This is a genomic window from Dellaglioa algida DSM 15638 (genome assembly GCF_001434695.1).
In the GTDB taxonomy this organism is placed as follows: Bacteria; Bacillota; Bacilli; order Lactobacillales; family Lactobacillaceae; genus Dellaglioa; species Dellaglioa algida.
This window is the reverse complement of the sequence record NZ_AZDI01000004.1, coordinates 49384-75440: the sequence shown is the minus strand read 5'-3', so window position 1 is coordinate 75440 and position 26057 is coordinate 49384. Positions and strand designations below refer to the sequence as shown.

Annotated in this window: 26 protein-coding genes; 19 read left to right on the top strand and 7 right to left on the bottom strand. The window is 34.9% G+C overall.

Annotated elements, in window-relative coordinates:
- The first annotated feature begins 12 nt into the window (after window positions 1-12).
- The 11 genes from walK to FC66_RS04160 all read left to right on the top strand — a co-directional run bounded on the left by walK (window position 13) and on the right by FC66_RS04160 (window position 11626).
- A complete protein-coding gene (gene walK / locus FC66_RS04210; RefSeq protein ID WP_057974198.1) occupies window positions 13-1866 on the top strand; it encodes a cell wall metabolism sensor histidine kinase WalK in 1854 nt (617 codons plus the stop codon).
- Entirely contained in the window at window positions 1853-3172 is a 1320-nt protein-coding gene (locus FC66_RS04205) for a YycH family regulatory protein (RefSeq protein WP_057974140.1), read from the top strand. Before walK ends, FC66_RS04205 begins: the two co-directional genes overlap by 14 nt.
- Before the next feature lie 12 nt (window positions 3173-3184).
- The gene (locus tag FC66_RS04200; protein ID WP_057974139.1) at window positions 3185-4006 is read left to right on the top strand and encodes a two-component system regulatory protein YycI; all 822 of its coding nucleotides are present in this window, start codon (window positions 3185-3187) and stop codon (window positions 4004-4006) included.
- 33 nt (window positions 4007-4039) lie between these two features.
- A complete protein-coding gene (locus FC66_RS04195; protein WP_057974138.1) occupies window positions 4040-4849 on the top strand; it encodes an MBL fold metallo-hydrolase in 810 nt (269 codons plus the stop codon).
- 114 nt (window positions 4850-4963) lie between these two features.
- On the top strand, window positions 4964-6268 hold the full coding sequence (locus tag FC66_RS04190) for a S1C family serine protease (RefSeq protein WP_057974137.1): 1305 nt from the start codon (window positions 4964-4966) through the stop codon (window positions 6266-6268).
- 408 nt (window positions 6269-6676) lie between these two features.
- Window positions 6677-7156 carry a 23S rRNA (pseudouridine(1915)-N(3))-methyltransferase RlmH gene (rlmH, locus tag FC66_RS04185; protein ID WP_057974136.1) on the top strand — a complete coding sequence of 160 codons (480 nt, stop codon included), beginning with the start codon at window positions 6677-6679 and terminating at the stop codon, window positions 7154-7156.
- Window positions 7157-7289: 133 nt separating this feature from the next.
- A complete protein-coding gene (locus tag FC66_RS04180) occupies window positions 7290-8744 on the top strand; it encodes an MFS transporter (protein WP_202812834.1) in 1455 nt (484 codons plus the stop codon).
- A 231-nt stretch (window positions 8745-8975) separates the two neighbouring features.
- Window positions 8976-9866, top strand: coding sequence for an ABC transporter ATP-binding protein (locus FC66_RS04175; RefSeq protein ID WP_057974134.1), 891 nt, complete (start codon window positions 8976-8978; stop codon window positions 9864-9866).
- 1 nt (window position 9867) lies between these two features.
- Entirely contained in the window at window positions 9868-10737 is an 870-nt protein-coding gene (locus tag FC66_RS04170) for an ABC transporter permease (protein WP_057974133.1), read from the top strand.
- Between the two features lie 33 nt (window positions 10738-10770).
- Entirely contained in the window at window positions 10771-11223 is a 453-nt protein-coding gene (locus FC66_RS04165; protein WP_057974132.1) for a LytTR family DNA-binding domain-containing protein, read from the top strand.
- 10 nt (window positions 11224-11233) lie between these two features.
- The gene (locus FC66_RS04160; RefSeq protein ID WP_057974131.1) at window positions 11234-11626 is read left to right on the top strand and encodes a DUF3021 family protein; all 393 of its coding nucleotides are present in this window, start codon (window positions 11234-11236) and stop codon (window positions 11624-11626) included.
- 44 nt (window positions 11627-11670) lie between these two features.
- Here the strand turns inward: FC66_RS04160 and FC66_RS04155 are convergent, their stop codons facing one another.
- Complete coding sequence (locus tag FC66_RS04155) at window positions 11671-13008, bottom strand: dihydrolipoyl dehydrogenase family protein (RefSeq protein WP_057974130.1); 1338 nt, start codon at window positions 13006-13008, stop codon at window positions 11671-11673.
- Window positions 13009-13224: 216 nt separating this feature from the next.
- On the opposite strand from FC66_RS04155, the gene FC66_RS04150 reads away from it, so the two are divergent.
- From FC66_RS04150 to FC66_RS04140, 3 genes are read left to right on the top strand one after another with little or no spacing between them, the layout of a single operon-like run.
- Window positions 13225-14553, top strand: coding sequence for a glycosyltransferase family 2 protein (locus FC66_RS04150; protein ID WP_057974129.1), 1329 nt, complete (start codon window positions 13225-13227; stop codon window positions 14551-14553).
- Entirely contained in the window at window positions 14540-15067 is a 528-nt protein-coding gene (locus FC66_RS04145; protein ID WP_057974128.1) for a hypothetical protein, read from the top strand. Before FC66_RS04150 ends, FC66_RS04145 begins: the two co-directional genes overlap by 14 nt.
- Window positions 15051-15992, top strand: a complete 942-nt coding sequence (locus FC66_RS04140) for a pyridoxamine 5'-phosphate oxidase family protein (RefSeq protein ID WP_235804042.1) — start codon at window positions 15051-15053, stop codon at window positions 15990-15992. Before FC66_RS04145 ends, FC66_RS04140 begins: the two co-directional genes overlap by 17 nt.
- Window positions 15993-16118: 126 nt before the next feature.
- On the opposite strand, the gene FC66_RS04135 is transcribed toward FC66_RS04140, so the two are convergent.
- From FC66_RS04135 to FC66_RS04125, 3 genes are read right to left on the bottom strand one after another with little or no spacing between them, the layout of a single operon-like run.
- The gene (locus FC66_RS04135) at window positions 16119-16748 is read right to left on the bottom strand and encodes a TetR/AcrR family transcriptional regulator (protein WP_057974126.1); all 630 of its coding nucleotides are present in this window, start codon (window positions 16746-16748) and stop codon (window positions 16119-16121) included.
- 8 nt (window positions 16749-16756) lie between these two features.
- Window positions 16757-17851, bottom strand: coding sequence for an ABC transporter permease (locus FC66_RS04130; protein ID WP_057974125.1), 1095 nt, complete (start codon window positions 17849-17851; stop codon window positions 16757-16759).
- Window positions 17848-18573, bottom strand: a complete 726-nt coding sequence (locus FC66_RS04125; RefSeq protein ID WP_057974124.1) for an ABC transporter ATP-binding protein — start codon at window positions 18571-18573, stop codon at window positions 17848-17850. The genes FC66_RS04130 and FC66_RS04125 overlap by 4 nt, the downstream gene beginning before the upstream one ends.
- Before the next feature lie 552 nt (window positions 18574-19125).
- Between FC66_RS04125 and apf the strand changes: the two genes are divergently transcribed.
- From apf to FC66_RS04105, 4 genes are all read left to right on the top strand, one after another.
- Window positions 19126-19725 carry an aggregation-promoting factor gene (gene apf, locus FC66_RS04120; protein ID WP_404825117.1) on the top strand — a complete coding sequence of 200 codons (600 nt, stop codon included), beginning with the start codon at window positions 19126-19128 and terminating at the stop codon, window positions 19723-19725.
- A 132-nt stretch (window positions 19726-19857) separates the two neighbouring features.
- Window positions 19858-20547: a YjjG family noncanonical pyrimidine nucleotidase gene (locus FC66_RS04115; RefSeq protein ID WP_057974123.1), complete on the top strand. Its 690-nt coding sequence runs from the start codon at window positions 19858-19860 to the stop codon at window positions 20545-20547.
- A 51-nt stretch (window positions 20548-20598) separates the two neighbouring features.
- Window positions 20599-21033: a hypothetical protein gene (locus FC66_RS04110; RefSeq protein ID WP_057974122.1), complete on the top strand. Its 435-nt coding sequence runs from the start codon at window positions 20599-20601 to the stop codon at window positions 21031-21033.
- Between the two features lie 44 nt (window positions 21034-21077).
- The gene (locus tag FC66_RS04105) at window positions 21078-21950 is read left to right on the top strand and encodes a TMEM175 family protein (RefSeq protein WP_057974121.1); all 873 of its coding nucleotides are present in this window, start codon (window positions 21078-21080) and stop codon (window positions 21948-21950) included.
- A 66-nt stretch (window positions 21951-22016) separates the two neighbouring features.
- On the opposite strand, the gene FC66_RS04100 is transcribed toward FC66_RS04105, so the two are convergent.
- Window positions 22017-23267, bottom strand: coding sequence for a dicarboxylate/amino acid:cation symporter (locus FC66_RS04100; protein ID WP_057974120.1), 1251 nt, complete (start codon window positions 23265-23267; stop codon window positions 22017-22019).
- A gap of 194 nt (window positions 23268-23461) precedes the next feature.
- Between FC66_RS04100 and FC66_RS04095 the strand changes: the two genes are divergently transcribed.
- Complete coding sequence (locus FC66_RS04095) at window positions 23462-23890, top strand: CopY/TcrY family copper transport repressor (RefSeq protein ID WP_057974119.1); 429 nt, start codon at window positions 23462-23464, stop codon at window positions 23888-23890.
- Window positions 23891-23914: 24 nt separating this feature from the next.
- Here the strand turns inward: FC66_RS04095 and FC66_RS08175 are convergent, their stop codons facing one another.
- Together FC66_RS08175 and FC66_RS08170 are read right to left on the bottom strand one after the other, a co-directional pair.
- The gene (locus FC66_RS08175; RefSeq protein WP_338131899.1) at window positions 23915-25066 is read right to left on the bottom strand and encodes an MFS transporter; all 1152 of its coding nucleotides are present in this window, start codon (window positions 25064-25066) and stop codon (window positions 23915-23917) included.
- A gap of 43 nt (window positions 25067-25109) precedes the next feature.
- Window positions 25110-25979, bottom strand: a complete 870-nt coding sequence (locus FC66_RS08170; RefSeq protein ID WP_268904476.1) for an MFS transporter — start codon at window positions 25977-25979, stop codon at window positions 25110-25112.
- Between the last annotated feature and the right edge of the window lie 78 nt (window positions 25980-26057).

The window sequence follows — 26057 nt, the reverse complement described above, 5'->3', positions numbered from 1 at the left end:
ATAACGATGAAAATGAATCAAAAAATTCGTTTTTTTAGATCTATTCAATTTAAAATAGCCCTCATTTTTACGTTATTAATTTTAATAACGTTGGAAATTGTCGGGGCTTATTTTGTTAGACAATTAGAGCAACAGAATTTAGACACATTTAAGCAACAAGTGCAGTTACCAACCTATGTTACTAATTCCATTACCAAGGATTTAGCGAATCCGGATGTTTCTGCCGGCAATAAAGATATTAAAAAGATATTGGAAGACGTCAGTAATTCAAGTATCACAGAAATTCGGGTCATTGATAACAAGGGAACCATTCGCGGGAGTAGTGACTTTAATAATCAGACCGTTGTTGGTCAAAAAACAACGGATGCAACAATTAAACAGGTACTATATACGCCCAAAACATTTGAAAAAAAGATTTATGATGAATCTAACGATAAACGGTATTATGTTTCAATTGTGCCATTAGTTAATACTTCTGGTAATGCCACGACGACAGTCGGTGTAACGTACGTTAAAGCCAATCTTGAAAATCTATACTCTAATATTAACGATATTACCGTTATCTTTGTGACCGCCTCACTTTTTGCGGCAATTTTAGTTCTTTTAATAACGATTGTTATTTCCCGGGCTATAACGCGACCGATTGACGAGATGAAAAAGCAAACGATTCGAATTTCGCGTGGTGATTATTCGGGTAAAGTCCGCGTATATTCTAATGACGAACTGGGTCAATTAGCCGATGCAGTAAATAATTTATCCGTTCGTGTTGAGGAAGCACAAGAATCGTCTGAGGCTGAACGTCGTCGTTTGGACAGTGTTTTATCACATATGACGGATGGTGTAATTGCGACTGATCGTCGTGGAAATGTCATTATAATGAATGAGTCAGCTTCTACTTTATTAGATCAGAATGAAGATGATTCAATTGGAAAATCAATCCTCGACATTCTCGACTTGCGTAACCAATACACGTTACGCGATTTGTTAGAAAATCAGGATGAAATTATGATTGATTTATCTGACGTAGAGCACGAACAGATCTTAAATGCTTACTTCTCGTTGATTCAGAGAGAATCTGGATTTATTAGTGGTCTGGTCTGTGTGCTTCATGATGTTACAGAACAACAAAAAATTGAACGTGAACGTGAAAGCTTTGTTTCTAATGTTTCGCATGAATTAAGAACGCCATTAACGAGTATGAAGAGTTATATCGAAGCATTAAACGATGGCGCATGGAAAGATCCAGAAGTTGCGCCAGGCTTCTTAAAAGTTACGCAAAATGAGACAGAACGTATGATGCGGATGATTAATGATTTACTTAATTTATCACGGATGGATTCAGGAACGTCTAAGTTAGAACTTGAATTAGTTAATTTAAATGAATTATTCGGCTACGTCTTGGACAGATTTGACATGATGATTAACACGGATGATGGTACCGGTAAAAAATATACGATTAAACGTGATTTTACTAAACGTGATTTATGGGTTGAATTGGATACCGATAAAATTGTCCAAGTAATTGATAATATCATGAATAATGCGATTAAATATTCACCAGACGGTGGGGAAATAACCTGTCGTTTATTAGAGACGCATAAACATGTTATTTTAAGTATCTCTGATGAGGGTCTTGGTGTTCCTAAAAAAGATTTAACCCACATTTTTGATCGCTTTTTCCGTGTTGATAAGGCACGTTCAAGGGCACAAGGTGGGACTGGACTTGGGTTAGCTATTTCCAAAGAAGTGATTGAAATGCATAAGGGCAAGATTTGGTTAGATAGTTCAGAGGGTAAAGGGTCAACCTTCTACATCTCGTTGCCTTATGAATCATATGAGGAGGACCTGTGGGATGAAATTGAGTAAATTTATTTTACCAACAGTCTTATTTTTATTAATCATGACAAGTGTTGGATTATCATGGGTTATTTGGACGGATCCAACTTGGAACGGTAAAAGTGAGTCAACAAGAACGACTAATTCAACTCAGACTGATTTAACGAAAACCGCAAAATTGAGTGAGGTTTATTCACCAACATCGATTATTTATAATGATGATCAAGAGCAAAATGTTTTATATAGTGAAAAAGTTAATATTATTGCCAATATTCAAAAACAAATGCGTAAATGGGAAGAAACTTCAATTGTTGAGGTTCCAGTTAAAGATGAAAAGGAATACCTCTCTTTTTTGAATGAAAAAAATCAGTTAATGCTTAGTTATTCAGATGAGATTACGATTAGTTTGTTCAATCAAGTCTTTAATCAACAAAATAAAAATTATCAAACACGTCCTTTTGATCGTATCGTTATTCCTCGTAATAATAAACGTAGTATTTATCTCTTGAGTGACAAGGATAAAAAAGTTTACGAAATTTCTTTGAGTAAATCATATAATAAAGACAAAATGATTGATGAAGCTTTAAAAAGTGGGAAGTTCTCACAACTACTAGTTACATTTAAATTGCACAATAATAATATTTTTATGTACTATAATCAAGATTTTAAAGTGGCGCGCTTCCGGTACTTAGTGGATAAACAAACGGCTAGTAAGTATGTCGCTAAACTACTAGGACAAACAAACGGATCAACGGTTAATATTAAGGAAAGTAAAAAAACGAGTACTTATTACGATGGTTCAGACAGACAATTAACTGTTCAAAATGAGACAAATTTAGTTTCATTTGAAGATGATAAAGATACAAATCAAGAACAAAAAATCGGTCGTGGGAAAGCGCTAGAACAGAGTTATGATAGTATCAAAAATACGGGTATTGGTCTAGATAACATTCACTTTTATCGATTTAATAGTGACACCATGACAACCGTATTTAGAAGTTACATTGAAGGATTTCCAATTTTCAATCAGACTAAGAATGGCGCGATTGAAGTGGAACGATTATCCAATGGTGGAAATAAGATTAATTTTTCATTGTCAACGTTACAAATTGCCGTTCCATCTGGGAAGGCAGACGTGACACTACAAAGTACAGAAAAAGTACTGAATGATTTGGTTGCGGCGGGCTATAAAGATTCCGATATTTCCGATATTCAATTAGGTTATCGTTGGGTATCAAGTTCTGATTCTGATTTAGTGGTTGATTTATCGCCTACTTGGTACGTCCGTTACAAAAATGAATGGAAAAACTATGCCGGGTTGTTAAAAATAGACTAGGAGGTGAATTAATTGGATTTTAAACGAATTGAGATTATTTTTATTATTGTTTTTCTTGGTTTGAATATCTTTTTATTCACCTCGCTGCGTCAAAATCAGAAGATTGAAATATCTAGCAGCTCTTCAGCCGGGACAACAAAAACGGGAACAACGCTAAAAGAGATGCGAGAAGATAATATTAAATATGGTAGTGTTTCGAATAAAGTTGGTACTGGTGTATATATTGCTAATAAGGCATCTGATTCGTTAAAAAATGATACAGCACAGCTACAGGAGCAAGTGACATCGTACAAAGATAATACGTTATCAAGTGTTTTTGTGACCCCAATCAGTATTTTGGATGGTGTTAATCCGAATAAAACGATTGATAAAACAATTGTAGATAATAAGAAATTGATTCTACACGGAGCGGATTATCGTTATAATGACAGCCTTTCAACGGATACCGAGGTCGTATATTCGCAAGTTGTTTATGGGAAAATGGTCTATGCGGATGTTGGTTTAATAAAATTTACCATTAAAGAAAATAAAGTTGTTGGATACTCGCAAACTTATATGGCGAATACGGAAAAATTACGTGAAAATGAGTCAATTATTAGCCAACAGCAAGCAATCCTGATATTGTATCAATATAATCAATTTGTCAGTGCAAGTAAGGTGAAGTGGTCCGAGATGGGCTATGCGGAACTACTGAGTTTGGATAAAAAATATAGCGTCTACATTCCAGTTTGGATCGTGGCAATCAAGAATCCAAGTAATGGCGCAATCCAGTATAAACAAGTTAACGCATTCTCTGGGGCCATCATGAAGGACAGTAATAGTATTTTAAATTAATTGAATATTAAAGGATAGAGGCGTAGACGAGTAATGAATGAAGAGACAGACGACATGAAGATTAGCATTCTCGCAAGTGGCAGCGCGGGAAATGTCACTTATATTGAAACACCGAAGCACAAGGTACTTGTAGATGCCGGCTTAAGTGGTAAAAAAATAGCGAGTTTAATGACTGATATTGGTCGAGATATTAATGATGTCGATACATTACTTGTGACTCATGAGCACACGGATCATGCTAAGGCTGCCGGTATTCTGGCCCGTAAGTATGATATGAACGTTTACGCGAATGAGTTAACGTGGGATGCTATGGCCCATACCGTTGGTAAAATTCCTGTTGAGAAGAAACATATATTTGATATGGGAAAAGTCATCACATTTGATGACTTGGACGTTGAGAGTTTTGGCGTCTCTCACGATGCCGCTGCGCCACAGTTCTACCAATTCCATCATAATAATAAGTCATTCGTTATTTTAACGGATACGGGATATGTTTCAGAGAACGTTCAAGGGACAATCTCTGATGCAGATGCGTACTTGTTTGAGTGTAATCATGACATCGAGATGTTACGGATGGGTGGTTATCCGTGGTCATTAAAACAACGTATTTTGGGTGATAAAGGTCATCTTTCAAATGAAGATGGCGCTGATGCGTTGATGAATGTCATGGGTAATCGAACGAAAAAAATCTTTTTGGGTCATCTTAGTAAGGATAACAATATGAAGGAACTAGCTCATTTAACTGTAGAATCAACGATGAAAGAACATGATTTGGCGGTTGGCAGTGACTTTAATGTCTTTGATACGGACCCAGAAAAAGCAACAAAATTAGTTATTTTATAAAAATAATCTTTTTTCAAAATTTGTTCATAAATAGTTCACAATTAATCGTTATTCTTAAGAGAGTAAAAAGACTACGTTTAAGGAGGCAGCGACAAATGTGTCGCGTATATAAAAATGTCAGATGAAAAGAGAACAGGATCTGGTTTAGGTAAAACAATCGTTACGGCGCTTATCGCGGGTTTAGTTGGTGGAGGAATTGCATTCGGTGGTTACCAACTCTATCAAAATAATAGTGGTGATAATGGTGCTATAACGACGTCTTCAAATAAGTCAGGAACAACAAAAGTAACAAATGTTAATGTTAAATCTAGCAATGAAACGTCAAAGGCGTTTTCTAAAGTTGAAAATGCCGTTGTTTCAGTAATTTCATATACAAAATCAAGCAGTTCAAGCAATAGTTTAACTGATATCTATGGGACGGCGGGTGATTCTTCTTCAACCGCAACGGAATCCGAATCAAGCGAAGGCTCTGGTGTTATTTATAAAAAATCAGATGGTAATGCTTATGTTGTAACGAATAATCACGTTATCTCTGGTGCAAGTAAAGTTGAAGTTTTATTGAGTAATGGTAAAAAATTAAGTGCCACGGTTGTTGGTAAAGATGCCGTTACGGATTTAGCTGTTTTGAAGATTTCAGCAGACAGCGTCACTCAAATTGCGACATTTGGCGATTCTGATAACATAACTGTTGGAGAAACGGCATTAGCTATTGGTTCTCCACTTGGTTCTGAATATGCAACGTCATTAACGCAAGGTATTATTTCAGCTAAGAAACGGACAATTGATGTCACAAATAGTTCAGGTATTAAGACAGGTCAAGCAACGGTTATCCAAACTGATGCAGCGATTAATCCTGGTAATTCAGGTGGTCCATTAATTAATACTTCTGGACAGGTAGTTGGGATTAATTCGATGAAGTTGGCAAGTACAGCAACAGAATCATCTGCTGGTTCAGGAACGTCTTCAACTTCCGTAGAGGGGATGGGATTTGCTATTCCAAGTAACGAAGTTGTCTCAATTATTAACCAATTAGTTGCCAATGGGAAAGTTAAACGTCCAGCATTGGGTATCTCGTTAATTGATTTAGATTATGTTTCTGCAAGTGATCAAAAGAGTGTTTTAAAATTACCAACGAGTGTTAATTCAGGGATTGTTGCTGTTAAAATTAATAGTGACTCACCCGCTAAGAATGCTGGAATTGGTAAATATGATGTTATTGTTAAGTTAGATGGTAAGAAAGTGGCTGATACTTCAAGTTTACGAGAAGTTTTATATGCTCATAAAATTGGTGATACAGTGGCCGTTGAATTTTATCATAACGGTAAGTTACAGAAAGCCAACATTAAATTGACGTTAGAGGCAACTGATTCTAATACGGGATCAGATACAGCTAGCAAATCGGCATCATCAGCACAATAATTAACTAAGAAATATCCGTAAAGTCCTTATTTACGGATATTTTTTTTATTTTAATTAAAGAATGTGTATAACTAAGTGGACAGATAAAATGATGGGTGTGAGTAACAAGATAAAAGGGCAGTACAAAAGGACTTATTTAATAAAATAGTTATGCACAAATGAGTAGCTAAGTTGTGTGTAACTTTTATTTTTAGAAATTTTAAAATAAATAAAGGCTGATATACCGGTAGATAAAGCGTATAATTAAGAAATGTTAAAGGTCTTTAAATCTGTGCATAACTAATATAGTGTTGACAAATGGGTGACAAATAAATATAGTGACGAACACATATTCGCCGCAATATGTTGTGGTCTAAAATGTGGATATGTGCGTAACTTTGTGGATAACTTGTGAAAAAGGTGGAAATGATGAATATTAAAATTATTGGTGTCGGTAAATTAAAAGAAAAGTATCTTAAACAAGGAATTGAAGAGTACTCAAAACGATTAAGTAAGTTTTGTAAATTTGAAATTGTTGAAGTAAATGATGAAAAAGCACCAGAGAAGTTAAGTTCGGCAGAAATGATTGATGTTAAAGGAAAAGAAGGCGAACGAATTCTTAGTAAGATTAAGGATAAAGAATATGTCTACGCATTAGCTATTTTAGGTAAGGAACGTACATCTGAGGATTTCGCTAAGGAAATAGCTGATCTTGGGACGTACGGTCATTCAGATATTACATTTGTGATTGGCGGATCGTTAGGCTTGAGCGATGCCGTTTTAAAACGGGCAGATACTCAGATTTCGTTTGGTAAATTTACGTTGCCCCATCAACTAATGCGCATGATTTTAACAGAACAAGTTTATCGAGGATTTATGATTAATGCGGGTAGTCCTTATCATAAATAGATTACTATTTGAAGAAAACGAGCTTAAATTCTCCTTGTCATAGAGTGCACTCAAAGGTGTACGATAAAGACAATCAAGATGATTATGAGTTGATAAAAAGGAGAATCTATATATAGTGAGTAAAAAGAATTTAATGATTGTGACCGTTGCATTATTACTATCCAATGCAATGGCAGGTCTTGATGGCACAATAATCAATACCGCACTACCAGCTATTGTTAGTGACTTACATGGGATTCAGTACATGGGTTGGATAGTCGCGGTATTTCTGTTAGGAATGGCAGTCGCGACACCACTTTGGAGTAAATTTGGTGAACGTGTTGGAAATCGTGGCGCGTATCAATTAGCAACTTTATTATTTGCGGTTGGGGCAGTATTTCAAGCAACATCTAGTAATATTGTCTATTTTTTAATTGCACGAACAATTATGGGAATCGGTGCTGGTGGAATGAATACAATCCCATTTATAATCTATGCGGATATCTACCAAAATATTAAGAAACGATCACAAGTAATTGGCTATGCAACAGCTAGTTATAGTATTGCTTCGATTATTGGTCCTTTAGTTGGTGGGTGGATTGTTGATACGTTCAGTTGGCATTGGGTTTTCTATATTAATGTACCAATTGCTCTAATTTCAATTATTGCGGTTCAATTTTTCTTTAAAGAACCGATTAAAAAACGACAAAAAGGAAATATTGATTACCTAGGTGCTGGACTAATGGTTGTTAGTTTGGTTACGTTACTGACTGGAATTCAAATGATTGGCGTTGGTTCAATTGAACTTATTATTGGGCTAATTGTTATGGGGTTCATTCTAATTGGTGTTTTAGTTAAAGTCGAAGAAAGAGCCGTTGATCCAATTATCCCTAATCGATTATTTACAAATAGTAAATTGATAATTGATTTCATTTTATTTGCTCTTTTATGGGGAGCCTTTATTTCATTCAATATTTATATTCCAATGTGGGCGCAAGGATTATTGGGTATGAGTGCATTAATTGGTGGAGCAACACAAATTCCTGGTGCGTTGACTAACTTAGTAGGTTCATTGGGAGGTCCGTCAATGATTCCCAGATTAGGAAAATATCGTGTTATTACAATTGGGACAATTAGTTTTATTATTTCATTTGCGGGGATGTTAATTGTTGGAATAACCGTTCCATTTTGGTATTTATTGTTAATGGGTGCCTTCGAGGGGTTTGGATTAGGGATGTGTTTCAATGTCTTACAATTGAGTGTTCAGCAAGATGCCGAAGGGCGAGATGTGCCAATTGCGACTTCGTTTGCCTATCTCTTACGTATTTTAAGTCAAACATTTATGTCTTCAATTTACGGGGTTGTTCTTAATCATGCATTAATAGAAGGAGTTAATAATTCACACGGGAAAATTTCAATGGATATGTTAAATAAATTAAGTGATTCTAAGAGTGTTTCAAGTCTTCCAAAGCAATTAATTCCTAAAATGCGACAAATTATGTACGCAGGATTACATAACATTATGGTTATCGCAACAGTATTATTGGTTATTGGATTATTATTTAATTTATGGATTCAAGCGAAATCAAAGAAGAAAAGTACTAATTAAATACCAATAGTAATCTTCTTAAAGCGACTAGGCTCAGGTCTGGTTACTTTAAGAGGATTTTTTTAGGTCTATTGATAAATTAAAAAAACTCAGTGGAGCTGTTTTAATTTAGTATTTGGGATAGCAGTTTAAACCACTTAACTCTGAATGAGGACCACTTAACCAAATATGGCTCACAAATCCTCCTTTTGGGAATAGACTTAGGTCATTCAGTAAAGGGAGGATTTTTTAATGACATTATTAACTGCAAAATCGATTAGTAAAACATATCGCGAAAAAGTAGCTGTTAACCATATTGATTTAACTGTGAAAGAAGGGCAATTAATTGCTTTTCTTGGACCAAATGGTGCCGGTAAATCAACAACAATTAACATGCTGACAGGATTAATTCAAACAACATCTGGTGAAATTAGACTGGCAGGGCTAGATCCAAAGCAAAAAGAATACCACCACAAAATAGGTGTTGTTTTTCAAAATAGTGTATTGGATGGGCAATTAACGGTACAACAAAATATTCAAAATCGAGCAAGAATGTATAAGAATATTGATTTGGATTTTGAAAATCAATTAATTGATGATTTTGGACTAACCACCATCTTGGATCAACGATACGATACTTTATCTGGTGGGCAAAGGCGTCGTGTAGATATTGCAAGAGCACTCGTTCATCAACCAGATTTATTGTTTCTTGATGAACCGTCTACGGGCCTTGATATTCAAACGAGAAAAGTTATCTGGGGTACATTAGAAAAATTACGTGAAACAAGAGGACTCACCATCATACTCACGACACATTATCTAGAAGAGGCCGAGGAAGCTGACTTTGTATATGTTATTGATCACGGAGAAGTCATCGCACATGACACGGTGAAGCAGTTGAAGGAAGATTACGCACAAAATCTATTAACGATTGAGTCTGAGAATAAGGATGCCGTACTTGCCGAAATAGATTCAAGCTGGAGTGTGGTACAAGAAAAGGGCTCTTTATTAATTAAGGTACCTAATGAGCATGATGCAATTGACTTCTTACAAAGGGTGGAACCATTAATTACACACTTTGAATTTCGTCATGGCAATATGGATGACATATTTATGGCGTTAACCGGAAAGGAGATTCGTTAATATGCAAAGTTTAATTAAGCGTCATTTAAGTTTATATTTTGGTAATCATAGTGGGGTAATTTTTTCTTTAATGGGGGCACTTATCTCATTTATTTTATATCTTGTTTTTTTGAAACAAAATATGGTAGCTAATTGGGCAAGCGTTCCGGATACTAAGCTCTTATTGGATCCTTGGTTAATCGGAGGAACATTAGTGGTAACCGCAATATCAGCGACGTCCTATGGGCTGAGTCAAATGATTAAAGATCGCGAGAGTGGGGCTTTATCTGATTTATATTTAACGGATATTTCTTATATTGGCATTCAGATTAGTTATTTTGTGAGTGCTATTATTATTGGGATTGTTATGCAGGTAGTGATGTTATTAGGTATGGAAGTTTACTTTATTGCCGTAGATGGTATCGACTTTCAATTAGATATCATTTTGCCACTTCTGGGAACTATTGTACTGAGCAGTGTGGTTTGGACAACCTTTAATTTACTTTTATTCTCGTTCGTGAAGAAAGTTGATTCATTGGGGAAAATTAACGCCATTATTGGAACTGCATCTGGTTTTTTTGCGGGGGTTTATATGCCAATGGAATCAGTTCCCAATACGGCCCAATTAATTATGAAGTTAACGCCGGCACCTTATAATGCATCAATTTTCCGTCAAATATTGGTTAAACAACAATTAGATGAATCGTTCCAAAAGGCAACGGTGGCTGATATATTAGAATTCAAAAAATTGATGGGTATCGGCATTAATTTGAATGGACTGACAACTATTCAACAAAATGGACTGATCTTGGGAGCATTTACAGTGATTTTTATTATTGCAGCACTTATTTTAGCCGGCAGTAGTCGTCGGTCGGTGGTAAGTAGGGTATAATTAACGAATATTAGTGGAGAAGAGGGATGCGACTTGAAGGTTAATTTTGAACAAGATGATGAACTAAGTAACGATGAAGTGATCATTAATCTTCGCGCTAACTCTCTTTCCGGGGATGTTTTAAAATTACTACAACAACTAGAAAATTGGAATGAACAGCTTGATATGATTCCAATCACAACGGAAGACCGAACTGTTATGGTTCAAACGAGTGAGATACTTGCTATTGAGGTGTACGGTAGTGAGTTGACTATTCATACGATTACGAAGGACTACGTATCAAAAGGACAACTTAAAACAATTCTTGAACGGTTAAATAATAATGATTTCATTCAAGTTGCAAAGAGTACCGTTATTAATATTAATCAGTTGGACTCATTAGAAGCTGCTTTCTCTGGAAATATGACAGCAATTATGACAAATCAACTGAAAATCAGTGTTAGTCGTAAGTATTTACCAGAGCTGCGTCGACAATTAAGAATGTGAGGACAATTTGATGATAAAAAAAATAATGCGTCATATTTCAATTGGAGTGTTAATTGGTTCATTTATCTTTTTGCTTATGTTACTAACTCAGATGAAGCCAGTTACTGTGACACCTGAAGACATTATTAGAGTCTTTGTGATGAGTGCGTTAATCGGCGTGTTATCAATGATTTTTAGTATTGAACGTCTGAATTTTTTTGTAGCCATACTAATTCATTATGTGGGCGTCATACTAATTGTTGGATTTAGTAACAATATAACTGACATGTTAGGTAACCCCTTTGTTTATTTAACCGAAATAACCGTGATATATGTGATTGCGTGGATTATTTTACGCGTCTCAACTGGATTAAATGTCCGGTCTATCAATAATGCGTTGCAACGTAAGCGACAGAAAAAATAAAAGAAGCTATAAAACGAGAAATCTCCGTTTTATAGCTTCTTTTTTTATAAATAATAATCTAAATCACTTGCCGGCGTTGGGTAAGCGAAGATGAGTTGGTCAACAGCCGATTTTGGCGTTTTATTTGCGATTAGTGGCGTTAAGTAGTTGATGAGTTCTTCAGCAATTGTTGTGTAAGCAACGGCTCCGACTAATAAATGCGTTGATTTATCAAAAATCGTTGTCACGGATGATTCAGGCTCTTTAATCCGATTAAAGGTATACCATTTTGTTGTATCTTGGATTCTCACTTCGTAATGTTCTGGGTCTCTTTGGGCCTGTTCTAAGGATATACCCACTTGTGAAAGTTGTGGACTCGCGTAGACAGTTACTGGAATTGGCGGATAAGAGATTGCGTGGGTTGATTGACTAAGTAGTTGATTCGAAACATAGTGACCTTCGAATGTTGAAACGGGTGTTAATTTGGGTTGCCTTCGTGAAATGACGTCACCAACGGCATAAATGTGTTCATTTGAGGTTGTTAAGTGATTGTCAACCACAATACCATGAGAATCAGCTTCCACACCAGTAACGGGTAAATTAAGGGTATCTACATTTGGATGACGACCCAGCGCAGATATCGCTAAATCAATAGTTAAATCAAGCTCATTATCTCCCAACAGTTGATAGCCTATATCAGTTTTTCGGACTTCAGTGACCGTGGTATCAAAATGAAAATGAATACCACTGTTTTTTAGATTATCAATAAGTCGATTCGTGTAAACTGTCGGGAATTCACGCAAAATTTGATTATTATGCTGAATGATATGGACTTCTGCTCCAGCTGCGGCCGCGATATTAGCGAGTTCAATTGAAACATAACCGGCACCAATGAAGACCATTTTTTCCGGTAATGATTTAAGAGATAAAAATTCTGTACTCGTTTTTAAAAATTGTTGTCCCGTAATATTAGGGATAACGGGTGATTGACCAGTTGCAATTATAAAGTTATCTGCGGAATATACAGCGTCATTTATGCTGATTTCTGTTTCTGAAATAAATTTGGCGGACCCATAGACTGTTGTGATATTTGAACCAGATAATCCGGCCAGTGTGTTCGTTGGCACGCTATCTGTATAGGCAGATTTAAAAGCCATTAATTCTGGCCAATTGATAGTCGTGTTACCTGTTAATCCAAATCCGGATAATGATTCTTGGCGTTGTTTTGTTTCAACGGCGGAATAAAGCATCTTTTTAGGATCACAACCGCGGTTCGGACATGTGCCTCCCCAAAGATCATTTTCAATGATTAATACGGACTGTTGCTGACTTAAATCAAAAGCAGCTGAAAGGCCACCAGGTCCGGCGCCAATGATAATAGTATCGTAATGAGATTGTTTCATGTTTATTCCCCCTATGTATAAGTTACTCAACCTGATGGTAGCATAAAGGTGGGAATTAGTTAAAAATAAGTAACTAAAATGTTTCACGTGAAACATAAATCAAGAAAAATTGGTCTATTTGAATATCCGTTTGATTATTTAAATAACAGAGGGTATAGTTTAAAGGGCCTCAAATCGGAGGTATTAATAATTTAAAATAATTTCTGGGGGTATCAGATGACAGCAGCGGCACTAGATGAAATAACGCGGATCCTAATTTATACGATTGTATCGTATCCAATTGTTGGTGGCTTGGCATTTATTGTATCAAGTCTCTACTATAGAATATTTATGGAGAAGAGGGAGTTACCCAAGTATCTTGAGAAGGGGGAACCTTTTATCTCCATTTTTGTGCCCGCACATAATGAAGAGAAATCAATCGAGGCAACAATTCGTCATCTTGAGACCAAGATGAACTATCCTCTGGATAAATATGAAGTAATCGTCATTAACGATGGGTCTACCGACAAAACGGGAGATATTTTAGCGACATTACAAGATGAGTTTAAGTCACGATTACGAACAATCACAATTGTTAATAATCGTGGTAAGGCAGCTGGATTTAATATCGCATTGGCTTTTGCGAAGGGCGAATTTATTCTATCTAATGACGCCGATTCAAAACCCGAAGTGGATGCCTTATGGAAATATATGTCGTACTTTGAAAGAGAAGATGGTAAGAACCTGGGGGCTGTTACAGGTAACATGCTGCCTATTAATAAAACGACAATTGTAGCGGAAGCGCAACAAAATGAACTGAATTCAATTATTGGATTGATTAAAAGATCTCAATTATCGTATGGCGGTTTATTTGCTTTCTCAGGAGCTAACACGATGTATCGAAAAGCAGCAGTTTTAGATGTTGGCGGTTGGGAAGCTGAGCAACCAACAGAAGATATTGCGATAGCCTGGGATATGCAAGCCTTAGGTTGGAGAGCTTATTTTGCGCCACATATCCGTTTCTTCATGGATGTACCTGAAAAGTTGGGTGAGTTAATTAAGCAAAGACATCGGTGGTCATCAGGTGGTGTCTATGTTCTTTTAACGAAAACATTACGTGTTTTACGCCATCCAATCAAACAGTTTTCAAGCGTACCGATTATTATTGATTACGCGTTAAGTGTTATTTGGTCCGTTTTTTATTGGTTAAGTATGATTGCATTTATTGCCATTCAGATTATCTGTATCGTGAATAAGGATTGGTTGCAACTAAGTAATAATTTAGCATTTGCTAGTATTTTTATTTCTATAGAGGTCGTTATCGGCTTAATTCAATTAATCATGGCCTCATTGTTCAATGATCAGGGCAAGTCTTTAAAATACGTCATTTTTGCGCCTTGGTATCTCCTTATCTACTGGATGGTTAACACGTATACAATGGTGGCAGAGTTAATTCCAACCATTCGTAAAATTGTTACGGGCGAAGATGGTGGTGTTTGGCATTCACCTGAACGCTCAGAAAGTATTACGGCGGATTTAGGAGGCGATGAAGATGATAGTAAATAAACCAGATTACATCATAAATGAAGTTGATGAAAAATCATTAACGATTGATTGGTTTTTTGGTCAAAAGCAATTAAGTCTTAAATTAAAACAATTAGTCTTAATTACGATTGGGTGGATTGCATGTTTAGTACCAATTGGTATTACAACGATACTAATCATCTTTAGGGATAAGAATATACCAATTAATCAGGCGGCATTTACGGAGCTTTTTGACACCATTATAAGCACATTTTTACAGTATTATTTATTTTTCATCATCTTCTTTTTTATTTTGCATATCTATAATCTTATTTTATCGAGAAATCGTCGGAGAAATGATAAGGCGAGTTATAATCCTAAATTATTAAAAAAGCATACTGATTTAGCTGAAGAGATGTACTACTCAAAATATGGGCCACGAGATCATAGGGAAGGCCAAAATAGAATTATAATCCAAGATTATGCTGATATTGGCACGTTTGAATTAAGACAGCAATTTGATTATTTTGGAGATGAGGATGAAGATGCCTTCTAAAGAAGATAAAGTATTACTAGAAGAAATGGTTGTACGAGAAAGAAATATGAAGCGAAGACGTGACATATCTGGCTTAATGTTACATAAATTAAGGTTATTTAAGCGAAGATTGGTTGCATTTTTAACAGTGTTATCGTCTGGGCTATTATTAGGGTTTTATTCGACATTTGAACAATTTAAATCGATGTCGATTGTGAGTGTTATTGAAGTCAATGTATTAGTAGCGGCTATTTTAGTCCTATTTACGTCCTATTTTTGGCAATTAATGCTTAAATATTGGCCATTAAAAAATTTAATTAGCTGGTATAAAACAAGATTAAGAACAATGTACGCAGGTCCATTACTGGCGTCAAAAAGATGGTTACAGTTCTATTATAAAGGCCGTGATATTTCGCCGTATATTCCACAAATTTTATATTACTTACAAAATGAGTCGGCATTAAAAACGGTTGATGAAGTATTGGCCTTTATTGATGGCGAAACGCCTTCTGAAGTGAAGGAACATAATGTTTTAGATAAATTTCGTCGCTTTATTGGTGAAACAAATCAAATGGTACTTAGCACGGCTACGGCTGATGGGATACCATCAAGTCGACAAATGCGCTTTATTGTGTCGCCTGAAAAATCGAACGTTTGGTATTTTGGTTCAGCCCCAGAGACGCCTAAAATTGCTGAACTTGATTTAGGAAAGGCCGCCATTAATACGATTCCGACTAGTACAGGGATGACGATTGCTAGCAATAAATTGAGTATTAAGCGATCGAAGTATAAATTATCAGATTTAGCTGATTTGTACCGCGTTCAGGTGCCAGGATTTATGGATGGGTTATTAGAAGCAGATATTGATAACGAAATTATTTATGAAATTGTGATTGAAAGTGCTCGATTGGATACTTGGACACAGCATGATCAAGTGAAATTTTAGATCAATAATAGCGGTTAACGAAGAACCTGAATTATGGTCATAATCAATCTAAAAAATAGTGAACGAAAACTTTTGAGTTTTCGTTTACTATTTTTTTAAGATTTACCCAGCATATTTTTTAGGGTTTTAAGTTAAAGCCCGGATAATCTGCATTTCAATGGTAGCTAAAGTCTGTTCTTCCGTCTTAGCTGTCTCTATATCAAAAAGATTAACTTGCATAAAATAGGTGAGCAGAAAGCCTATAATGGTTCGAGCAAAATCGTCTGCCGTTAATTGGGGATTCAGGTTGTTATTTTGTTCCAATAGATGTAATAAAATATTTTTAAGAAATGGTGTATGGATGTTCATTGTTTCAACGAAAAGTCGTTTAATTGACGAATCTGTTAAAATTTCTGTAATTAAAATTTGGATAGATTCATGATTTTGTTTCAAAAAATCCCAACGATTTTGAACAAAAAAGTGAACGAAGGTATCTAATGTTAAATCAGTTTCTTTGATTTCAGATTGGAGAGCTAATGCTGATTTTGGAATGAAATTAGCTATCATCGGGTTGATAATTGCCAATAACAAATCATATTTTGTTTTAAAATATTTGTAAATAGTTGCTTCGCTGACTTGTGCTTCAGCTGCAAGTTCAGAGGTTGAGGTATTATCAAATCCTTGAGCCGAAAATAACGTTAAACCGGCCAATAGAACAGCTCTTTTTCCGTTCGGAATATTTTTATCGGAAATCCAATCATTTTTAATGTTTTCCATTTGAATACCTAAACCTTCCTATAACGTTTCAATCCAATAATATTCAAAATTAGTAAAACAATCAAGAAAATTAATAATGCGACTAGCATAGGCCATACGGTCAGTAAATGATAACCGTGCATGATAACACCTGTTAATGCCTCACCGGCATATCTCATTGGTAAGATATACGAAAAATATTGAAGCCACTGGGGCATTGAATCGAGTGAAATGATACCGGATAGAAAGACTTGAGGTAGAACGATGATGGGAATAAACTGCATCAATTGGAATTCTGATTTCGCAAAAGTCGACATTAAAATACCAAATGCTAAAGCAACTAGCGATAATAATAAATTAATGATAATAACTGACCATATGTTACCCAAAATATCGACGGACAGAACTTTAACTGTAAATAAAACAATTAATATCGTTTGTAGAAAGGCTAGAACGCTGTAACTAAGCATATAACCAAAGACAATTTCTGATCGTTTAACGGGTGTGGCCAATAAACGATCAAGGGTACCAGATGTTCTTTCTTTCAATAAAGACATACCAGAGATTAGGAAAATAAAGAAGAAAACGAAGAATCCCATTAATATTGGTAGCATCTTATCAAAGTAAGAGGTATTTTTATCGCCGTAAATATAGTGATTTTTGAGTGATAAAGGTTGAGCTACATTTAATTTGGGTGATTCGGGTAAATTTTTTGTTAAGGTCGTTAATTCATTTTCGATTTTTTCTTGTTGGATGGAACCAGCGGCCGTTTTGATAGCCATTTTCGTTGCGGCCGTCTTACTGGCATCGACGTTTGCATAAGTAGCAGATAATTTTTGACCAGATTGATTTATATATGAGTCAATCTGGTCCTTTTTAAGTGCTGCTTTAGCCTGGCTAATAGTTGCGTATTTTTTAATGATGATATTTTTTTGATCCAATTTTTGATTAAATATTTTAGAGACAGAGACGGTTCCAATCTTAGTTGATTGCGTTGAATTATTATTAAATGCAAAACTCATCAGTGTTAGGACAAGTAGCGGCGCAATAAAGATGAGTGCCAAAGAACGCTTATCTCTTAATAATTCAGTTAAAACGCGTTTGGCAATGACTAAAGTTCTCATTTGTTTTCCTCCTCAACCTTTAAAAAGACGGATTCAATTGAATTGACGTGATACTTATTTTTTAGCTTTTCAGGAGTGTCATCTGCAAGTAAGTGGCCGTTTAATAACATAGCAACACGATCGACTAGTTCAGCTTCGTCCATGACATGGGTTGTAACAAGGATAGTGTGACCTTCTGCTTTTAATCGGTGAAGCTCTTGCCAGATATGGCGGCGAAGAGCGGGATCAATACCAACAGTTGGTTCATCCAAAACAATTAAATCTGGATTTCCAATGAGGGCAATAGCAAGTGAAAGACGACGTTTCATACCACCAGAGTATGTAGAGACACGTTTATCCAACGCATCTCCTAAATCAACTACATTCGTGACGTGTTCAACGCTAGATGGTATGTCTTGTTTTGTGATTCCCTTCATTCGACCGAAAAAAATTAAATTTTCACGGCCAGATTGTTGTTCGTATAAGGAATCATTTTGGGCCATATAACCAATGTTTCCTAGTAATTCACGATTAGGCATTACCTGATTGAAGACAGTCGCCGTACCACTATCAGCTGTTTCTGAACCAAGTAATAATTGAATGATAGTTGATTTTCCGGCACCTGAAGGGCCAATCAGACCCAAGATAGTGCCTTCTTCTACGGTTGTTGAAATGTGATCCAGAACGACGTGTTTGTTAAATGATTTTGATAGATCATGTAATTGAATAACTGGTTTATCCATAATAATAACCTCCATTTATAAAGTAAGTAAGTATTCACTTACCCATGAAAATATTTTAATCTTTTTAAATAATGTTGTCAAATTAATCATTTATTGAAAAAATAAGTACTAGATTTTATGAATGTATTACTTCAAGAGGATATAAAAGACTCAATTATTTATAAAAGTGCTCGATTGGATACTTGGACACAGCATGATCAAGTGAAATTTTAAAAGAGTTATTGGCGAGAATTGTCGCTAATAACTCTTTTTTTTATAAAATCAAGCAAAAAAACAAACTTTTTAAATTTATTTTAACGTATTTAACGCCGTATTTTGTCACATAAAATACAAATAAATTATCTTAATGAGGCCTATCGTTGAGAGAATGAGCAGGTGAGCGGACACTTTGATTGGTTTACATTTATTACAGAATATTATAAATATTACATTATTTCAGGATATTGATATTTAGCTGAAATGCTTATGTAAAAGGTAACTGATAGTATGAACCTCGTAAGATAAATAGAAGAAATTAAATAAAACCGCTCAATAAAAAGGAGAACTAACATAATGAAATTGAATACTAAAATGACAAAATTTTCAGTCGCAATGGTCGCAACAGTCGCAGCAGGTCTTGGACTTGCAGTTAAAGCAGCAGACGCTGATGTTTATACTGTAAAATCAGGTGACACACTTAACAACATCTCAGCAACATACAGCACAAAGACATCTAATGATGTTAGTGTTGATGCAATTGTTAAAGCAAATGACATTAAAGATAGCAACTTAATCTATGTTGGTGAACAATTAACAATCAATACTGATACAGCTGTTAAAGCAACAACACCAGCTGCATCAACAAATACAACTTCTGAAGCCGTAGCACCTGCAGCATCAACACCTGCACCAGCTAAAAAAGCCGTAGCACCAGCTGCAGCAACTACTTCTGATTCATCAAGTGCTAAAGCATGGATTGCTAACAAAGAATCTGGTGGTTCATATACAGCTACAAATGGTCAATATATTGGTAAATATCAATTAAGTTCTTCATACTTAAATGGTGACTACTCAGCTGCAAACCAAGAAAAAGTAGCTAATAACTACGTTTCAAGCCGTTACGGTTCATGGGAAGCTGCTAAATCATTCTGGTTATCAAATGGTTGGTACTAAAATTTAAATTAATTATTCAAAGCTTTGGATTCGGACATATGTCCTAATTCAAAGCTTTTTTTGTTTTACAACTAATGTCAAAAATGATAATGTTTAATCACTAAGTCAGACGGATGAAAGTTGAGAGTGAAAGTGAAAAATTACGAATTTTTACTATTTGATATTGATGATACGTTACTTGATTTTGGGGCAGCAGAAGATAATGCACTAGAAACACTTTTTTTAACTCAAAAAGTAACGTTGGATGCTAAAATAAAACAGAATTATCTAAAATTTAATCGTCAATTATGGCGCCAATATGAACGTGGCGATTTAGAACGTGAAAACTTATTTAATAATCGCTTTGAGATATTTTTCAAGAAACAGTTTAATAAAGTAGTCGACGGTAGAGCTCTAGCTAAGCAATATCAAGACCATTTAACTGATGGACATGAAAAAATAAAGGGCGCCGCCGAATTATTGGCATCGATAGATAAGACAAAATATCAATTATCAATCATCACAAATGGTATTGCGGACATGCAATATAAGCGATTAGCAGAAGCAAAACTGGATCAATATTTCCCGCAAGTCTTTGTTTCCGAAACGACTGGATATCAAAAACCAGCAGTGGAATATTTTAATTATGTTTTTAATCGTATTGATAATTTTGATCCAAAAAAAGCACTTATAATTGGTGATTCTTTAACGTCAGATATTCAAGGTGGCAACAATGTGAACGTTGATACTGTTTGGTATAACCCGGGTAATACCAAAAATAAAACATCCGTAAAGGCAACCTATGAAATTGATGACTTATTGGCTATCAATCGTATAATATGATCGTTATATGGCACTCGTATTACGATTTAAGTTAAAGGGGAGATTTTTAAAATGAAAAATATCAAAAAAATAATTACATATGTTATTTTTTTATTGGCTATCTATTTCTTATTTTCACAAGTGTTGGCTATTTCCGAAATGGCCACGGATAAATCTGTTATTGAGTTTGCAAAGGTAGAGCCCGCAATCTTTATTAGCGTTTTCTTTGTAATTTATACACTCTTCATGACGATTAGTATTGCATTCTTTTATTTTTCCCATACGCTATTAAAAATTAAGGGAAGCTATGATGTCAGTCTGATTATATTGAATTTTTTCACAGTGTTTTTCACTATTTCAACGTTAGTTATAAAGTCAGTTGGTGGCGTTCTGCCGTCGTTCTTCCTCATGACTAGTTTGTTTTTTATTTTATTATCAATGTCTTTATCGACGACGGCAAAACTGTTGTCATTGCGAAAAGAACGTCTCAAAAACCAAGATATATAAGGATCGGTTATAAATAATATTAAATATTTTTAGGAGTGTTATATATGAAGATTAAGGAACGACTTGATACATTAAGTGATGCAATTATTGCAATCATCATCACAATCATGGTACTAGAAATGCCAATTGAAGTAAAAAATGGTGAAATTAATTTTGCTGATTTATTTCAAACGATTGGTATTTTTATTGTTAGTTTCTGTTTTGTGGCTAATATCTGGTACCAACACGCAGTTGTTTTTGCGGAAGTCGACGAAGTATCGAATAAAATCATTGTTATGGATTTAATTTTAATGATGTTTTTAGCATTAATTCCAGCATTTACAAGATTAATGACTACCGATACAGTTAAAGAAACAGTTGTGATGTATGGTATTTTATATGTGATTATCATTTATATTTTCAGAGGAATTGCCAAAGCAATCATTCATCAAAAATACACAGAAAAATCCGATATGCAAAAAGTTTACGTGGCGATTTATGGTAAACATAATACTGAGACTGGATTATTAATGCTAGCACTAATTATTTTAGGTTGGTTTTTCCCTAAAATAGCATTAGTTTTTTTCATTATTATCCCAATTCGTTCATTTATTGCTAATAGTGCAGATAATAGTGAATTTACGGGCGTCAGTCAGATGGATCCTAAAGGTACTGAGGCATTTTTGAAGATGTCACAAAAAGATAGAGAAAAATTGAAACCACTTATTTTGACGCTTCGAAGAGAAATGGCACAAAGAGATCCAGATGCTTGGGAAAACTTCACTGAGGATGCCGAAGAAGCACTTGATGTGAGTGAAGAAACGATACTGAGATGGTTCCATCGATATTATGAAGATTTTAAAAATGGTAGAAGAGCAGGTAAGGGCCATGATAGAGTGGCCGGTAAGGAACGGTTGGGGAGACAGGACAGAAAATAGCTAGATAAAAATAAAGGAGTCTTTCAAAATCATTAGATTTTGAAAGACTCCTTTATTTAGTATAAATTACTTTTGTGCCATAAAATCCTTCAACCAATCTTTACCTTCAACGAAACGCGTAACAAGCATTGCAGTTGCAGTATTTCCTGTTGAATTCAATAAAGTAGCTGGAATGTCAATAATTGTCGTAATGATTAAAATTAATGGAAGGGCGGCCATTGGGAAACCAAAAATTGAACAAATTAGGGTTTCGGCAACCATACCACCGCCTGGAATTGCGCCCATAACGACACCAACCAAGAATGATACGCAGATAATCATAATCATGTTATTAACACTCGTAATATCTTTACCAAAAACAGCAAATAAAAATGTTGTTTTTAAAACGCCACCAATTACAGATCCATCTTTATGCGTGTTCGCGCCTAAAGGAATAATGGTATTTGCAATATCTTCTGTCACACCCATTTTTTTAGAGTATTCTAAGTTAACAGGAATACTTGCGGCAGATGAACTTGTTGCGATTGCTGTGACAGCAGGGGCTGAAACGTTTTTCCAAAAAATAGTAAATCCGGCTTTGCCACCCGCAATGAAGGCATATAAACTCATCATTACAAAGAAGTAGAAGGCCGTAATTCCTAGATAGAGAACGAAACTACGTAAATAGCCAGCGGCAATTTGAGGTCCTAAGTTACCAATAATATTGGCAAAGAAACAACCTAAACCAATTGGCGCGTAGTACATAACGTATTTAACCATACGCATAACAACTACGTTTCCGGCTGATAAGAATTTTGTGAACGCACTCGCTTCTTTACCAGTTGCTGAGGCGGCTGTACCCATCAAGATTGAAAAGATAATTAATTGAAGCATATTATCTTTAGACAATAGGTGGTAAAAATCGTTAACAGTAAATGTGTTAACTAACGTTTCTAAACCGGACGATTTTACCGATGTATCTTTAACAGTACCCATTAATCCTTTAATGGTATCAACATTTACACCATGGATCGGATTGAAAAGGCGAACACCAATATAGCCAATAATTCCGGCAATGAAGGCTGTCGTTAAAAAAACAATTAAGGTAGTCATCATAATTTTACCAAGACGTTTCATTTCAGACATCTCTGCGATTGCTGATGAGATACTGAAGAAAACGAGAGGGACTAAAATCATGTACATTAGATTTAGAAAAAGATCACCTAATGGTTTAAGAACGGATGCTTGTTCTTTAAATAATAGGCCAACAATGCCACCTATAACTAATCCTAAAAGTAGAAATAAGGATGTTTTGTAACGATTAAAAAAAGTAGTCATAGCAATTCCCCTTAATTAAAAATAGTCTGAAGTCGTAAACAATAGTATACCAATTATATTGTGTAAAAGCTAAGGCTAAAATAAGCTAATGAGGGTAGGGAAAGCGTTAGTCGAGCGTAACCTATTGACGCGTTATCATCTTTAGTTTACAATTGTAGTCATAAAGATGATGTGAGATTAAAGGAGTGAAGACCATGACAACAAAACAATCGATTGAAATTAGTGACGCCGAGTGGGAAGTTATGCGTGTTATTTGGACGCTTGGGCAAAGTACTAGTAACGAAATATTTGAAAATTTAAAAGAAAAAATGAAATGGCAGATGCCAACAATTAAAACGTTATTGGGACGATTAGTTAAAAAGGGTGCGTTATCTGCTGATAAGGAAGGCCGAGCATTCATTTATAAACCTTTAATAGAAGAACAATCAACGATGGATCACGTTAGTCAGTTGTTATTTGATCATATGTGCCAAATGAAAATTGGATCAACAATCGCAGATTTACTGGACGAAGTGGCACTAAGTCAATCAGATATCGTACGGTTACGAAATGTAATCGATCAAAAAGCTAAAAATGCGCCGGAAAAGGTTGAATGTAACTGTCTAGCGAAAAAAACGGTTTAATTGTTTCACGTGGAACACTAATTTTTATTTATGCTTCCTTTCAGTAAAAAGACCTACGAGTGAAAAACTTGCAATAATCCATGCTGCCAACATAAAAGTTTTGGTAAAGGCTTGGGTTAGTTGCTTATTTTTTAAATTTTTAATCTGACTTAAAAGTTTAGATATTTGTTCATTTACATCGATTTTTGATACTCCACCATCCAATGTAGTTAAACCTTTATTTATTTTTCCGTCCTTAGATAATGTCTTTGATAATATATCTTGTGCTTGAGTAATATTATTGTCAGCGGACCTAGAAGATAATGCTTTAGTAAAGGCTTTTCCAGTAGTGATGTTTGGATTAGTCCCAATTTTATAAATTGAAATCAAACTAGAAAGTTGCGTAATTGATTTTGAATTTTGAATTGATTTTGGTTGAGCCTGTAAAAAAATTAATTTTTTTTCGTAAGTATTCAATATTTTTATGGCGTTGGGATTATCTTTGACCAATTCATATAGTAACGCATTATATTGGGCTGTAATTTCATTTTGCCCAATGGAAATTTTATTGGTTAGGCTGGAAACGGTATTAGGATTACCGTTAAATTGCTTTTTTAAATTTCCAAGGCCAGTATGCATTTTTGATAGTTCCTTATTTTTAATTTGATAATTGGTATTATCAGATTTTAATTCTTCACTAATCGATTTTTTTAATGCATATTGAAAATTTGGACTAACTTTATTTGAGTTTAGAATAGTTATAACCCTCGTTTTCATCAAGTTATCAATATTATTTGGTAATTTTTTGCTAGTAATTTGATCAATAGAACGTCTTTCAATAGTATTTTTGGCTGTGTCGACATTATGGGTCATTGTGCCAACTAATAGTGCAATGCCAAGACAAGTTCCCAATTGTCGGGCAGCGTTAACGATACCTGAAGCAATCCCAGCCTTATTTTCCGGAATAAATTGAACAGCTGAAACAATTGATAAACAAGCGAACCCAAAACCAAATCCCAAAATAATCATGAAAAAAATCATCAGCTGATTAGTAACATGGAACTTAAGATTTGATAATAAAAATAAACTGACTGCCATTAAGACCATTCCCGTTGTAATAATACTGCGATAACCGGTATAAGTTGATAATTTTGACCCTAAGGGCATTGATATCATAACTGTAATTGACATAAACATAATGATATAAGAGGCACTTAGAGCACTATATCCACGTACATTTTCAAGAGAAAAAATTAAAAATTAATGACGAGCAGACAATTGCAAATCCACACATAAAGTAAATAATTGTTGAAGCTGAAAAGGTCATTTCTTTAAATAAATTTAATTCAACTAAAGGCTGTTTCACCTTTAATTCAATCCAAAGAAAAATTAAAAATGTGATTAAAGTTCCAAGCATTAAACTAAAACTAGTAATAGAGTTCCAGCCAATATCGTATCCTTTAACGAGTAAGAAGGTTAATTGTGATAGGCATAATGTTAAAAAAATTAAACCGCCTAAATCAATTTTCTTTGAAATAGTTGGATCAAAAGATTCTTCAAAACAAAAAAGAATTAAAATGAATGTGATAATAACAATGGGAACATTAACAAAAAATATCCATTTCCAATTTAAAAATTTTAAAATAATACCACCAATTGAAGGGCCAGCTGCGGCTGCAACTGCCGTAACGGCACCAATAATCCCAACTGCTTGATTAGCATCTTTACGACCAAATAGGTTTACGGATAGGGGGATCATAATTGGTGTTACAATTGCGCCTCCAATTCCTTGGATAAAACGTGTAAAAATTAAAGTTGGAAGGGTGTTCGATAGCCCACAAAGTGCAGAACCAATTCCAAATATGATAAGGCCGATGCACATTAATTTTTTTCGACCAAACTGATCACCAAATTTTGAAGCCGGAATAATGGTGATTGACATAATCAAAACGTATATTGTACTAATCCAGTTAGTATCAGTTAAGTTGGAGTTAAAGGAATTTGTAATATCAGGAAGCGCAATATTTGTGATTGTTGTATCTAGTGTGACCATAAACATAATTAGGGATAAGGCTATGAGACCTAGTAAGATTTTTTTATTTTTTATCAATGGATTGGTAACTCCTTTTTATTAGTTTGTGTAGTTGAATTAAGATGTTTCCTTGGGATTCTGTTTACATTGGAAACA

What these genes read in the sequence shown, in the direction of transcription:
- FC66_RS04125 (WP_057974124.1), bottom strand. Translation starts at nt 18,573, where the DNA reads ATGGATAAACCAGTTATTCAATTACATGATCTATCAAAATCATTTAAC.
- FC66_RS04100 (WP_057974120.1), bottom strand. Translation starts at nt 23,267, where the DNA reads ATGACTACTTTTTTTAATCGTTACAAAACATCCTTATTTCTACTTTTA.
- FC66_RS04195 (WP_057974138.1), top strand. Translation starts at nt 4,040, where the DNA reads ATGAATGAAGAGACAGACGACATGAAGATTAGCATTCTCGCAAGTGGC.
- FC66_RS04180 (WP_202812834.1), top strand. Translation starts at nt 7,290, where the DNA reads ATGATTGTGACCGTTGCATTATTACTATCCAATGCAATGGCAGGTCTT.
- FC66_RS04135 (WP_057974126.1), bottom strand. Translation starts at nt 16,748, where the DNA reads ATGGAAAACATTAAAAATGATTGGATTTCCGATAAAAATATTCCGAAC.
- FC66_RS04130 (WP_057974125.1), bottom strand. Translation starts at nt 17,851, where the DNA reads ATGAGAACTTTAGTCATTGCCAAACGCGTTTTAACTGAATTATTAAGA.
- FC66_RS04190 (WP_057974137.1), top strand. Translation starts at nt 4,964, where the DNA reads ATGTCAGATGAAAAGAGAACAGGATCTGGTTTAGGTAAAACAATCGTT.
- apf (WP_404825117.1), top strand. Translation starts at nt 19,126, where the DNA reads ATGAAATTGAATACTAAAATGACAAAATTTTCAGTCGCAATGGTCGCA.
- FC66_RS04160 (WP_057974131.1), top strand. Translation starts at nt 11,234, where the DNA reads ATGATAAAAAAAATAATGCGTCATATTTCAATTGGAGTGTTAATTGGT.
- FC66_RS08175 (WP_338131899.1), bottom strand. Translation starts at nt 25,066, where the DNA reads ATGTTTATGTCAATTACAGTTATGATATCAATGCCCTTAGGGTCAAAA.
- FC66_RS04175 (WP_057974134.1), top strand. Translation starts at nt 8,976, where the DNA reads ATGACATTATTAACTGCAAAATCGATTAGTAAAACATATCGCGAAAAA.
- FC66_RS04140 (WP_235804042.1), top strand. Translation starts at nt 15,051, where the DNA reads ATGAAGATGCCTTCTAAAGAAGATAAAGTATTACTAGAAGAAATGGTT.
- FC66_RS04170 (WP_057974133.1), top strand. Translation starts at nt 9,868, where the DNA reads ATGCAAAGTTTAATTAAGCGTCATTTAAGTTTATATTTTGGTAATCAT.
- FC66_RS04110 (WP_057974122.1), top strand. Translation starts at nt 20,599, where the DNA reads ATGAAAAATATCAAAAAAATAATTACATATGTTATTTTTTTATTGGCT.
- FC66_RS04155 (WP_057974130.1), bottom strand. Translation starts at nt 13,008, where the DNA reads ATGAAACAATCTCATTACGATACTATTATCATTGGCGCCGGACCTGGT.
- FC66_RS04095 (WP_057974119.1), top strand. Translation starts at nt 23,462, where the DNA reads ATGACAACAAAACAATCGATTGAAATTAGTGACGCCGAGTGGGAAGTT.
- FC66_RS04105 (WP_057974121.1), top strand. Translation starts at nt 21,078, where the DNA reads ATGAAGATTAAGGAACGACTTGATACATTAAGTGATGCAATTATTGCA.
- FC66_RS04150 (WP_057974129.1), top strand. Translation starts at nt 13,225, where the DNA reads ATGACAGCAGCGGCACTAGATGAAATAACGCGGATCCTAATTTATACG.
- walK (WP_057974198.1), top strand. Translation starts at nt 13, where the DNA reads ATGAATCAAAAAATTCGTTTTTTTAGATCTATTCAATTTAAAATAGCC.
- rlmH (WP_057974136.1), top strand. Translation starts at nt 6,677, where the DNA reads ATGAATATTAAAATTATTGGTGTCGGTAAATTAAAAGAAAAGTATCTT.
- FC66_RS04205 (WP_057974140.1), top strand. Translation starts at nt 1,853, where the DNA reads ATGAAATTGAGTAAATTTATTTTACCAACAGTCTTATTTTTATTAATC.
- FC66_RS04145 (WP_057974128.1), top strand. Translation starts at nt 14,540, where the DNA reads ATGATAGTAAATAAACCAGATTACATCATAAATGAAGTTGATGAAAAA.